The sequence below is a fragment of the Bosea vestrisii genome (assembly GCF_030144325.1).
GTDB classification, from domain to species: domain Bacteria; phylum Pseudomonadota; class Alphaproteobacteria; order Rhizobiales; family Beijerinckiaceae; genus Allobosea; species Allobosea vestrisii_A.
Genome location: NZ_CP126307.1, coordinates 125933 through 137928, shown reverse-complemented (window position 1 = coordinate 137928; position 11996 = coordinate 125933). Strand labels below are relative to the sequence as shown.

Annotated in this window: 12 protein-coding genes; 7 read left to right on the top strand and 5 right to left on the bottom strand. The window is 66.2% G+C overall.

Translation table 11 applies throughout. The features are described from left to right. Positions 1-5 precede the first annotated feature (5 nt). From QO058_RS00650 to QO058_RS00630, 5 genes are all read right to left on the bottom strand, one after another. A complete protein-coding gene (locus QO058_RS00650) occupies positions 6-236 on the bottom strand; it encodes a hypothetical protein (RefSeq protein WP_284169840.1) in 231 nt (76 codons plus the stop codon). Positions 237-332: 96 nt separating this feature from the next. Further along, positions 333-1454, bottom strand: a complete 1122-nt coding sequence (locus QO058_RS00645; RefSeq protein WP_284169839.1) for a tlde1 domain-containing protein — start codon at positions 1452-1454, stop codon at positions 333-335. 244 nt (positions 1455-1698) lie between these two features. After that, positions 1699-2649: a ring-cleaving dioxygenase gene (locus QO058_RS00640; protein ID WP_284169838.1), complete on the bottom strand. Its 951-nt coding sequence runs from the start codon at positions 2647-2649 to the stop codon at positions 1699-1701. Positions 2650-2786: 137 nt separating this feature from the next. After that, entirely contained in the window at positions 2787-3086 is a 300-nt protein-coding gene (locus QO058_RS00635) for a hypothetical protein (RefSeq protein WP_284169837.1), read from the bottom strand. A gap of 81 nt (positions 3087-3167) precedes the next feature. Beyond that, the gene (locus tag QO058_RS00630; protein WP_284169836.1) at positions 3168-5531 is read right to left on the bottom strand and encodes a bifunctional salicylyl-CoA 5-hydroxylase/oxidoreductase; all 2364 of its coding nucleotides are present in this window, start codon (positions 5529-5531) and stop codon (positions 3168-3170) included. Between the two features lie 231 nt (positions 5532-5762). On the opposite strand from QO058_RS00630, the gene QO058_RS00625 reads away from it, so the two are divergent. The 7 genes from QO058_RS00625 to QO058_RS00595 all read left to right on the top strand — a co-directional run bounded on the left by QO058_RS00625 (position 5763) and on the right by QO058_RS00595 (position 11960). Continuing rightward, on the top strand, positions 5763-6524 hold the full coding sequence (locus QO058_RS00625; protein WP_284169835.1) for an SDR family NAD(P)-dependent oxidoreductase: 762 nt from the start codon (positions 5763-5765) through the stop codon (positions 6522-6524). Between the two features lie 2 nt (positions 6525-6526). Beyond that, entirely contained in the window at positions 6527-7072 is a 546-nt protein-coding gene (locus tag QO058_RS00620) for a MarR family winged helix-turn-helix transcriptional regulator (protein WP_284169834.1), read from the top strand. Beyond that, positions 7069-7902: an enoyl-CoA hydratase family protein gene (locus tag QO058_RS00615; RefSeq protein ID WP_284169833.1), complete on the top strand. Its 834-nt coding sequence runs from the start codon at positions 7069-7071 to the stop codon at positions 7900-7902. Before QO058_RS00620 ends, QO058_RS00615 begins: the two co-directional genes overlap by 4 nt. A gap of 1 nt (position 7903) precedes the next feature. Continuing rightward, on the top strand, positions 7904-9079 hold the full coding sequence (locus QO058_RS00610; protein WP_284169832.1) for an acyl-CoA dehydrogenase family protein: 1176 nt from the start codon (positions 7904-7906) through the stop codon (positions 9077-9079). Between the two features lie 21 nt (positions 9080-9100). Continuing rightward, positions 9101-10747, top strand: coding sequence for an AMP-binding protein (locus tag QO058_RS00605; RefSeq protein WP_284169831.1), 1647 nt, complete (start codon positions 9101-9103; stop codon positions 10745-10747). A gap of 23 nt (positions 10748-10770) precedes the next feature. Beyond that, on the top strand, positions 10771-11202 hold the full coding sequence (locus QO058_RS00600; protein ID WP_284169830.1) for a RidA family protein: 432 nt from the start codon (positions 10771-10773) through the stop codon (positions 11200-11202). A gap of 107 nt (positions 11203-11309) precedes the next feature. Further along, positions 11310-11960 carry an EF-hand domain-containing protein gene (locus tag QO058_RS00595; protein WP_284169829.1) on the top strand — a complete coding sequence of 217 codons (651 nt, stop codon included), beginning with the start codon at positions 11310-11312 and terminating at the stop codon, positions 11958-11960. The last annotated feature ends 36 nt before the right edge of the window (positions 11961-11996 follow it).

Here is an 11996-nt window from a genome sequence, read left to right as displayed (position 1 = left end):
CTTTGTCAGCGCCGCCTGATGCGCTGCAAATGGCAGATCTTGACGCGCCCGCCCCTTCCGTCCGCCCGCCAGGTGCAGCCCGGATTGCGCGGCCTGCCTTCATAGATGTGGTAGACGCCGCGGTTCCTGCGGTCGAAGCGCTGGTTCGAGGCATCGTGCCCGCCGATGCGGACATTGTTGCCGAAACGAACCTCGGCAACGGCAGGGACGCTCATCGCGAGCGGAAGCGCGAGCACTGAGAGCGCAAGCAGGCGTGTTGTCAGCTGGGCCAGTCTTTATCATAGGCCGATCAGACCAGCCTGGTGCAGTCCGCGCAAGGCTGGCGGCGCGCTTCAGCTCCGACCGGCGACCACCACGAGCTGCTTGATCTCGCCACGCAGGAAGGCCTGCAGGAAGCGCTCGTAATCCTTGACCGAGACGCAGCCATTCGAGTCGCCGCGCGGGCCGAGCAGATAGTTGTGCACCAGCAGGCCGGCGCGACCGAAAATCTTGCCGGCGCCGCCGACCGGATGCATCCGGATCGCGCGAACGCCATGGAACAGGGATTCGCGCTCGGTCAGATTGTAGACATGCGGCGGCGTCGGTCCATGCATGCGGACATGGACGAAGCGCAGGTCGTTCATCTTGTCGCCGAGGCCGGAATTGGCCTCCAGCCGCTCGCCATTGGGCAGATAAACCACGCGGGCGCTGATGTCGTAGATCGCCGTCTTGCCGCTGGCGACCGGCGTCGATGCCAACGGTGATGGCGACGGAGCGACGGTCAGGCCGCTGCCGCGGCCGCTGCGCTGGGTAATGTCGTCCTGCGGCGCCGCATAGGCGAGACGCTCGCCGGAGCTCTGCGGCGCATTCGCGTTCACGCCGAAAAGCTTTTCGAAGAAGGAGCGGTTGTCGGTGGGCTCGGCCTTCGCGACGACATCCTTGCTCTGGCGCGACGTCGCGCGCGTTGCGACGCTCGGCTCCGGCGGCTTCGGAAATTTCAGATCCGCCGGACGCGGGACCGGGCGCGGGGCGATCAGGGCAATCTGCGGCGGCTCGGCAGTGGGCTGCACCGTGACCGTGGTCGTCGCCAGGCTCGGATTGGCGAGCTCGGACGGGGTGATCGAGCCGGTCGTTTCAGGATCGGCCACGACCACCGGCCGGGCCACCATTGCCGACTGGAAGCGGCCGGGCAAGGGCGCGCTGCCGGCGAGCGGCTGCGCGACGTAGCCGACGACATAGCCGGGACGGAGCAGCGGCGTCGAGGTGTGGGCCAGTGCCGCCGAGCGGGCCTGTGTGTGTTTCTGAACAGGTGAGGTCGCTGTCACTGCGGGCTCAGCCTGCCTGCCCGACCAGGCAGAGAAGCCCGCCATCGCACCACCGGCGACGGCAACGAGCACGCCAAGGCGAATGAAGGGGCTGCGGCGCCGGCGCTTCAGGCTATAGGAATAGCCGGCGAATTTGTTCGAGCTACGCATACGCAACGCCTCGGGACACCTTGCAAGGCATCCCGCTCTGGCGCAGCGCCGCACTCGTCTCGCCGACACGCTCTATCGCGCTGGGCAGACCGTTTCGGCCTGTTCGTCAGTCTCGGGAAGCCCCAACCTCGTCCTCGCATTGAGCGCGAAGCTGGTTAATTCCCGATGAATCGAAACAGTTTTACGAAAGCTGGCGTGCGGCGGCAAGGATTGCCGCAGCGCGCCTTGATAGCTCCTGAAAGGCTCAAGCCAGGGGCTTCAGCCTGGCCTCGATCGCCGCCCGCTTCGGCTCGAGGAAGGGCGGCAGCGCGAGCCCCTCGCCCATCGTCTCGAAGGGCTCGTCGGCGGCGAAACCTGGTCCGTCGCTGGCGATCTCGATCAGCACCCCGTTCGGCTCGCGCAGATAGAGCGAGCGGAAGTAGAAGCGGTCGACTGGGCCGCTATTCGGATAGCCCGAGGCGCGCAGCCGCTCGGCCCAGGCATCGTATTCGCCGAAGCTTGGTGTCCTGAGGGCGAGATGGTGGACACCGCCAGCGCCCTCACGCGCTGGAGAGAGACCGGGCTCGACTGCAACGTTGAGCTCCGCCGCCGAGCCGCCCTCGCCGATCCGGAAGACATGGATGTCGCCAGTGGCATGGTTCGCGTCGCGATAATCCGCGATCCGCTCCAACCCGAGCAGCTTAGTCAGGACGAGCTCGGTCCGCTCGATCTGCGGCACCGAGATCGTCACCGGGCCGAGGCCGCGAATCTGATGCTCGGCCGGAACCGGGCTCTTCTCCCAGGCGACGAAGGGAATCGTGCCGCCATCGACGACGAGCGTCAGCCGCTGGCCCTCCGGATCCTCGAAATCGAACGCGGCGCGACCATTGAGCAAGCGCGTATCGGAGACTGCAACGCCTGCTGCGGTCAGACGCTCGCGCCAGAAGTCGAGCGAAGCCTCGCTCGCAACCCTGAGCGACGTGCGCGTGATCGAATTGGTGCCGCGCCGAGCAGGAGAAGTCGGCCAATCAAAGAAGGTCAGGTCGGTTCCCGGCGAGCCGGCGCCGTCAGCATAGAACAGGTGATAGGCGGAGGTGTCATCCTGGTTCACCGTCTTCTTGACGAGGCGCAGGCCGAGCGTCTCGACGTAGAAGCGCCGGTTCTGCGCTGCCTGGGCGGTGATGGCGGTGACGTGGTGGATGCCGGTGAGTTGCATGATTTGGGCCCCTTGGTTGTACGCCTCACATTGCGAGGCGCAGCAGGATCGGTTGCCCAAGAACATAGTCGTTGCGGTGACGCCATAAAGACGGCGATCATCCAATCATAAATTGCAAATCTGCAATGTCTCTCTCTTCACTTGGAGGGAGCTGAGGTCACCGGCGGCTCCGATTGCTTGGGCATGCTGCTCTTGTCGCCTGGAGATGGCGGCGTGGTGCAATCCTGCGGCTTGTTCTTGCAATCAAAGACCATGGTTGGCGCCGCCGATTGCCCGGCTTGTCCGGCCGAAGGCAGGATCATGTTCTGGCCCTTGTCGACCTGGCTCGGATGCGTTGTCGTCGGGCCCACGCCGGAGTTGTCGGGCTGTTTTGTGGTTTGAGGTGTCTGCGCCATGGCCGCGGTGGTCAGCGCGACCGTCGTCAGCAGGGCAAGCATCGTCGTCCTGGCAGTCATGGCGGATCTCCGGTTGATCGAGGAATTCCTCGATCAACCCGCCACCGCGCGATGAAGTTCCGGCTATTCTGCCGCCCGCGCAGCCTGAGTGGTCACGACATCAGTCGGCAAGCCGCCATGCCGGCTCGGCTTGGCCTTGAGCTTGAGGGTCTCCAGTTCTTCCCGCTCGCGCGGCGTGTTGCGCATGAGCTGGTCCTTGCCGGGCTGGTACTGCACCGGCTGGGCGACATCGGCACCATACCAGGCGGCCGCCCGCAGCACGAAGGACGGGTCGGCCAGATGCGGCCGGCCGAGCGCGACCAGATCGGCGCGGCCGGCGGCGACGATAGTATTGGCCTGGTCGGCCGTAGTGATGGCGCCGACGCACATGGTGGCGATGCCGGCCTCGTTACGGATGCGGTCGGAGAACGGGGTCTGGAACATGCGGCCATAGAGCGGCCGGGCCCGCGGCGTGGTCTGCCCGGTCGAGACGTCGACGAGGTCGCAACCGGCTTCGGCAAACGCTTCCGAGATCGCGACCGACTCGTCCGGGCTGATCCCGCCCTCCTGCCAATCCGTCGCCGAGATGCGCACCGACATAGGTTTGTCGGCCGGCCAGATCTGGCGAAGCGCGGCAAAGACTTCCAGCGGATAACGCAGGCGGTTCGCGATCGAGCCGCCATACTCGTCGCTCCGCCGGTTGGTCAGCGGCGAGAGGAAGCTCGCGAGCAGATAGCCATGGGCGCAGTGCAGTTCGAGCATGTCGAAGCCGGCACGCAGGCCGCGCTCGGCCGCCGCGACGAAATCGGCCTTGATCCGGTCCATGTCGGTCCGCGCCAGCTCGCGCGGGACCTGGCTCTCGGGATAGTATGGCAAGGGCGAGGCCGAGACGATCGGCCAAGCGCCCACGTCGAGCGGGCGGTCCATCCCATCCCACATCAGCTTGCTCGCGCCTTTGCGGCCGGCATGGCCGAGCTGCAGGCAGATCTTCGCCGCCGAGTTGCCGTGGACGAAGTCGACGATGCGCCTCCAGGCCGCTTCCTGCGCGTCGCTATAGAGGCCGGTGCAGCCGGGCGTGATGCGGGCATCGGCCGAGACGCAGGTCATCTCGGTGAAGACGAGCCCTGCCCCACCGATGGCGCGGGCGCCGTAATGCATCAGGTGCCAGTCGCCCGGCAGCCCCTCTTGTGCCGAGTACTGGCACATGGGCGAGACGACGAAGCGGTTCGCGACCCTCATCTCACGCAAGGCGAAGGGCTGGAAGGCCGGCGGCAATGGCGTGCCGTCACGGCGCGTCGCCTGGTCGGCGCCGAGATCGTCGGCGACCACCCGATCGATCGCCGCAACGAACTCGGGCGCGCGCAGAGCGAGATTGTCGTAGGTGATCGCCTTGGACCGGGTCATCAGGCCGAAGGCGAAGCGCAGGGGCTCGAAATCCCAGAAGCGCTTGAGCTGCTCGAACCAGACCAGCGAGACGTCGGCGGCATGCTGGGTCTTCTCGACCTCCTCGCGCCGTCCGGTCTCGAAGGTCGAGAGCGCTGCCGTCACGTCGAGCCCGGCGCGCCGGAAGGCACCATGCAGCGCGATCGCATCCTCCATGGCGAGCTTGGTACCCGAACCGATCGAGAAATGCGCGGTCGCCTTGGCGTCACCGATCAGCACGACATTGTCGGCCACCCAGTTGGCGCAGCGGATCATCGGGAACTGGCGCCAGAGCGAGCGATTGGTGATCAGCTTGTGGCCCTGCAGTTCCTCGGCAAAGACCTGTTCGAGGAAGGCGGCCGTGCCGGCCTCGTCCATGCCTTCCAGCCCGGCGCGGGCAAAGGTCTCCGGATCGGTCTCCAGCACCCAGGTCGATTGCCCGACCTCATACTGGTAGCAATGGGCGATGAAGACGCCGTGCTCGGTCTGCTTGAAAAAGAAGGTGAAGGCGTCGAAGGGCCGGGTCGAGCCCATCCAGACGAAACGGTTGGGTCTGAGATCGACCTCAGGTGCGAAGCGCTCGCGATCGCCCTCTCGGATGCGGCTATTGATGCCGTCGGCGGCGACGACGAGATCATAATCGCGCTTCAGCGCCGCGACGTCCTCGATCTCCTGCGAGAAGACGAGCCTGACGCCGACCTGGCGCGCTCGCTCCTGCAAGAGCATCAGCAGTGTACGGCGCGAGCAGCCGCAGAAGCCGTTGCCGGAGACGCGCTGCACCGTGCCTTTGAAATGGATCTCGATATCGTCCCAGTAGGCGAAGCTTTTGACGATCGCCTCATAGCTCGGCTGGTCGGCGGCCTTGAACAGGTCGAGCGTCTGGTCGGAGAAGACGACGCCGAAGCCGAAGGTGTCGTCATCGCGATTGCGCTCGAACACGGTGACGTCGAGCGCCGGCCAGTCGCGCTTCATCAACAGCGCGTAATAGAGCCCCGCCGGCCCGCCGCCCACGACTGCAATGCGCATCACGCTCTCCCTGGCTCGCGAAATCATTTTAAACCTAAAATAATTTTGGCTCAAGCCCTGACGGATCGACTACCCATCCCGCCCCGAAAAATGCGGGTCACCTCGATAAAAATCCCGTATAATGCACTGTCATATATGTTTGTTTCGATATTCACCCATCGCTGTTCACCGTGCCTCTTGCAAAATGTTTCAGACCTAAAATATATTGACCTTCAAGAGGGAGTGAACGGCATGGCATCGGCTCTGGCGGGACAGCATGCCCTGGTGAGCGGCGGCGGACGTGGCATCGGCCGCGCCATTGCCTTTGCCCTCCGCCAGGCCGGCGCCCGCGTCTCGATCATCGGCCGCAATGGCGACATCCTGCAACAGGCTGTGCTCGACGGCGCGGCCGACGCCGCCCATTCCGTAGACGTGACCAATGAGAGCGCCGTGAGCGAAGCGATGGCAGGGCTCGCGGCGGGCCAAGCTTTCGACATCGTCGTCGCCAATGCCGGTGCCGCCGAGAGCGCGAGCTTCCAGCGCAGCGATGCCGAGCTGTTCCGGCGCATGGTCGATATCAACCTGATCGGCACGGTGAACTGCTTCCGGCCCGCTTTGCCCGGCATGACCCAGCGCGGCTCGGGCCGGCTGGTCGCGATTGCTTCGACTGCCGGGCACCGCGGCTATGCTTACGTCTCGGCCTATGTTGCCGCCAAGCATGCCGTGGTCGGCCTCGTCCGCTCGCTGGCGCTGGAGACGGCGCGCAGCGGCGTCACCGTCAACGCGGTCTGCCCGGGCTACACCGATACCGACATGGTCGCCGGCAGCCTGACCACGATAGCGGCCAAGACCGGCAAGAGCCGCGAAGAGGCGCTGACGGAGTTGACCAAGGACAATCCGCAGCACCGGCTGATCACGCCGGAGGAGGTTGCGGCCGCCGTCCTCAATCTGTGCAGCCCTCACAGCCGCGGCATCACCGGCCAGTCCATCCTGATCAATGGCGGGGAGTTCTGACCATGGAAATCCCCTCCAGCGCGCCCCTGCTCGACCGCGAGACCAAGGCGAGCGAGCGCCCCGGCGATCACAAGGACGAACTTCGGCTCTGGCTGCGAATGCTGACCTGCTCGACCCTGATCGAGAGCGAGATTCGCACGCGCCTGCGCGAGGAGTTCAAGACGACGCTGCCGCGCTTCGACCTGATGGCGCAGCTTGAAAAGTCGACGACCGGCATGACAGTCGGCGAGGTCTCGCAGCGATTGATGGTCTCGAATGGCAACGTCACGGCGGTGGTCGCGGGCCTGCTCGCCGATGGGCTGGTCGACAAGCGCCCGGCGGCGCAGGACCGGCGCGTCCAGGTGCTGACGCTGACCGCCCAGGGGCGTCGCGCCTTCAAGGCGATGGCCGAGCGCCATGAGGACTGGATCGCCGAGCTCTTTGCCGGGCTCGGATCGCCCGAGATCGGCCAGCTCTTCCGGCTGCTCGGCGGGGCTAAGGCCTCGCTGCACCAGGCCATCAGCAAGCGCCAGAGCGGCACGCCGACCCCGGCGGGAGACAACCAATGACGAGCGCCAACCCGGTCACCCTGCCGCTTTCCGGCTTCAAGCCACAGCATTTCCAGCTCTCGGTCGTCGGCAAGGTCGCGACGGTGACGCTGAATCGGCCGGAGAAGAAGAACCCACTGACCTTTGAGAGCTATCGCGAGCTGACCGACTTCTTCCTCGCCGCGCAGAAGGACGAAAAGGTCAAGGCGATCGTGGTCACCGGCGCCGGCGGCAATTTCTCCTCGGGCGGCGACGTCTTCGAGATCATCGGGCCGCTGGTGGCGATGGACACCAAGGACCTGCTCAAGTTCACCCGAATGACCGGCGAGCTGGTCAAGACCATGCGCGCTTGCCCGCAGCCGGTCATCGCCGCGATCGACGGCATCTGCGCCGGCGCCGGCGCGATCGTCGCCATGGCCTCGGATCTGCGCTTCGGCACGGCCGAGACGAAGATTGCGTTCCTGTTCAACCGCGTCGGCCTCGCCGGTTGCGACATGGGCGCCTGCGCGATGCTGCCGCGCATCATCGGCCAGGGGCGCGCCGCCGAGCTGCTCTATACCGGCCGGGTGCTCAAGGGCGAGGAAGCCGAGCGCTGGGGCTTCCTCAACCGGCTGATCGCCCGCGAGAGCGTGCTCGCCGAGGCGCAGGCGCTCGCCACCGAACTCGCCGACGGTCCGACCTTCGCCAACGCCATGACCAAGCGCATGCTCGAAATGGAATGGGCGATGTCGGTCGAGTCCGCGATCGAGGCGGAAGCGGTGGCGCAGGCGCTGTGCATGCAGACCGAGGACTTTTCCCGCGCCTATCACGCCTTCGCCGAGAAACGGAAACCGGTGTTCGAGGGCAACTGAGATGGTTTCGCTCGGCACAGGCATTCTTGGCGACACGCTCGACTGGCCCTTCTTTGAGGCGCATCACCGTGACTTCGCGCAAAAGCTCTCTGCCTGGGCAGACGCCACCCTGCCCGGCCTGCCGCATGACGATGTCGACGAGGCCTGCCGGGCCCGGGTGAAAGCGCTGGGCGAAGCCGGCTTCCTCAGGGCCGCCGTGCCGTCCGAATACGGCGGTTTGCATGCCGCGCTCGACGTGCGCACGCTCTGCCTCGCCCGTGAAATACTGGCCGCCCGTGACGGGCTCGCCGATTTCGCCTTCGCCATGCAGGGGCTGGGGACCGGCGCGATCACCGTCGCCGGCTCGCCCGAGATGAAGGCGCGCATCCTGCCGGCGGTGGCGCGCGGCGAAAAGATCGCTGCCTTCGCCCTCTCCGAGAAGGAGGCGGGCTCAGACGTCGCGGCACTGGCGACCTCGGCGACGCCGGACGGCAATGCCCATGTCCGGATCGACGGCGAGAAGAGCTGGATCTCGAATGGCGGCATCGCGGACCATTACGTCGTCTTCGCCCGTTCCGGCGAGGCGCCGGGCGCGCGTGGCCTTTCTGCCTATCTGGTCGAGGCCGATACGCCCGGCCTCTCCATCACCGAGCGCATCGACGTGATCGCGCCGCATCCACTCGCGACCCTGCGCTTCGATGGCTGCCGTATTCCCGTCACCAACCGCATCGGCGGTCCCGGTGACGGCTTCAAGGTGGCGATGTCAACGCTCGACATCTTCCGCTCGACGGTCGGCGCCGCCGCACTCGGCTTCGCCCGCCGCGCCCTGCACGAGACTGTGTCGCATGCGAGGAACCGCAAGCTCTTCGGCGGCACGCTCGGCGACCTCCAGCTCTCGCAGGCGGCGATCGCCGACAGCGCGGCCGAGGTCGATGCCGCCGCCCTCCTCGTCTACCGCGCTGCCTGGACCAAGGATCAGGGAGCGCCCCGTGTCACCCGCGAGGCGGCGCTCGCCAAACTGGTCGCGACCGAGAACGCCCAGAAGGTGATCGACCGCGCCGTGCAAATCCATGGCGGCCTCGGCGTCACCCGCGGGGTCAAGGTCGAGGAACTCTACCGAGAGATCAGGGCGCTCAGGATCTACGAGGGCGCCAGCGAGGTGCAGAAGGTGGTGATCGCGCGCGACCTGCTGAAGTAGAAAATAGACCAGGGGAACGAGATGGGTACCGCAGATCTCATGCGGTCGGGACATGTGGACATGTTCGCGCGGGACAACCTGCCGCCGCGCGAAAGCTGGCCGCGCCTCGACCTTGCAGCCGCCGAGCTGAGCTATCCCGAGCGGCTCAACGTCGTCACCGAATTCGTCGATCGCCATGTCGCCGAGGGGCACGGCGCGCGCGATGCGGTGATCGGACCGAGCGATATCTGGAGCTATCAGGCGCTCGCCGACACCGTGAACCGCATCGCCAATGTGCTGACCCGCGATCTTGGCATGGTGCCGGGCAATCGCGTGCTGCTGCGCGCCGCCAACACGCCGATGATGGTCGCGACCTATTTCGCGGTGCTGAAGGCCGGCGGCGTCGTGGTCGCGACCATGCCGATGCTGCGTGCCGGTGAGATCGCCTATCCGATCCGCAAGGCGAAGATCGGGCTGGCGCTCTGCGACGCATCATTAGTCGACGAACTCAAGGCAGCTCAAACTCTTGCGCCGGAACTCTCGACCATTGTGACATGGGGAGATGGCGCGCTAGAAGGCCTGATGGTGAAAGCCGGCTACGAGCTTTTCGAGCCGGCTGACACGGCGCAGGACGATGTCTGTCTGATCGCCTTCACCTCGGGCACCACCGGCGAGCCCAAGGGCACCATGCATTTCCAGCGCGACCTGCTGGCGATCTGCGATGCCTATGGCGCGCGCGTCCTCAAGGCCGCGCCGGAAGACCGCTTCATCGGCTCACCGCCGCTCGCCTTCACCTTCGGGCTCGGCGGCATCGTGCTGTTTCCGTTGCGGATCGGCGCCGCCTGCGTGCTGCCGGCCAAGGTCGCGCCGCCCGATCTCGCCGAGGCGATCGAGCGCCATCGTGCCACCGTCTGCTTCACCGCGCCGACCGCCTATCGCGCCATGCTCGGCAAGCTCGGCGAGCGCGACCTCTCCTCGCTGCGCATCTGCGTCTCGGCCGGCGAGGCATTGCCGAAGGCGACCTTCGACGCCTGGCAGGAAGCGACCGGGCTGCCATTGATGGACGGGATCGGCGCGACCGAGATGCTGCACATCTTCATCGGCGCGCCCCGCGAGACGATCCGGCCCGGGGCGACAGGCCTGCCGGTGCCGGGCTACGAAGCGAAGATCGTCGACGAGGACGGCAAGGAGGTGCCGGACGGCACGCCCGGGCGCCTCGCCGTGCGCGGACCGACCGGCTGCCGCTATCTCGCCGACCCGCGCCAGGCCAAATACATCCTCGACGGCTGGAACGTCACCGGCGACACCTATCTGCGCGATGCCGATGGGTATTTCTGGTACCAGGCCCGCTCCGACGACATGATCATCTCGGCCGGCTACAACATTGCCGGGCCGGAAGTCGAAGCCTGCCTGCTGACGCATGAGGCGGTGGCCGAATGCGGCGTTGTCGGCGCCCCCTGCCCGGAGCGCGGCCAGATCGTGAAGGCCTATGTGCTGCTGCGCGATGGCTTCAACGGTGATGCTGCATTGGCTAAGGCGCTTCAAGACCACGTCAAGGCGGCGATCGCGCCTTACAAGTATCCGCGCGCCATCGCCTTCGTGACAACCCTGCCGAAGACCCCTACCGGGAAGCTGCAACGTTTTGCCCTGCGCGAGATCGCCCGCCAGGAAGCGGCCGCAGCCTCCTGAGTGTTTTTGAGAAAGACCACGCCATGACCAGCGGCATGCCGCCCTCCGATCCCGCTTCGCGCCGCGCCCGCGCCGTCCTGCCCGAAGGCTGGCCGCAGCCGCGCGGCTATGCCAACGGCATGGTCGCCGAAGGCACGGTGCTGATGACCGGCGGCCTCGTCGGCTGGGACGCCCAGGGCGTCTTCGCCAAGGACTTCGTCGCGCAGGTCGGCCAGACGCTCGCCAATATCAAGGCGGTTGTCGAGGCCGGCGGCGGACAGGTCGAGGACATCGTGCGGCTGACCTGGTATGTCACCGACATCGAGGCCTATCGCAGCAGCCTTTCCGAGCTCGGCCCGGCCTACCGCGCCAATTTCGGCCGGCATTTCCCGGCCATGGCGGTGGTCGCGGTCGCGGCATTGGTCGAGCCCGAGGCAATGGTCGAGATCGAAGCGACGGCTGTACTGGCGGGCTGAGCATTCGGCCCGGTAGGGTTTCCAAGCCGCTAGGAATTTACCAAGAATTACCCACGATACTCGAAGGCGCTGCCCATTCCCGGGCGGTGCGTAACCAGGAGTATCGCATGACAAGCATCGGCGGCGTTGGGGGCTTTCGCCCGCCACCGCCCGGAAAACCACCGAGCTTCGACAAGCTCGACGGCAACAGTGACGGGATACTCAACCTCGATGAATTTGCCGCCGGCGCGCCGAAGGGCGCCGACAGCAAGAAAACCGAGAAGCTGTTCAAGGCGATGGACGCCGACCAGGATGGGTCGGTCAGCAAGGCGGAATCGGACGCCTTCAAGGCGAAGTTCGAGAAGGCCGACCAGCAGATGCAGGCCCTCCTGCTGATGCTCCAGTCGGATACGGCCAGCGCCACGACGGCGACCAAGGCCGACGCCAAGGACGGCGACGACAAGAACTACTTCGCCAAGCTCGACTCCGATTCCGATGGCAGCGTCGCCAAGGAAGAATTCCTGAGGGCGGTCGCCCCCGATGGCGACGGCTCGAACGGCCTGCTCAGCCGCCTCTTCGCCGCGATGGACGCGGATCAGGACGGCAAGATCTCCAAGAAGGAGATGGACGACTTCAAGAAGCAGATGGAGGAGCGTGCCTCGCACCGGCCGCCTCCGCCACCGTCGCCGGAAGTCAGCGGCGCGTCCGAAGCCTATGGCCAGACCTACCAGCTCGGGGCACGAGCTCCCGCTGGCGCGACCTATTCCCAGGCGGCTTAAGTCACCGCTTGCGCAACGCCGGGCCGGCAGAAGGCC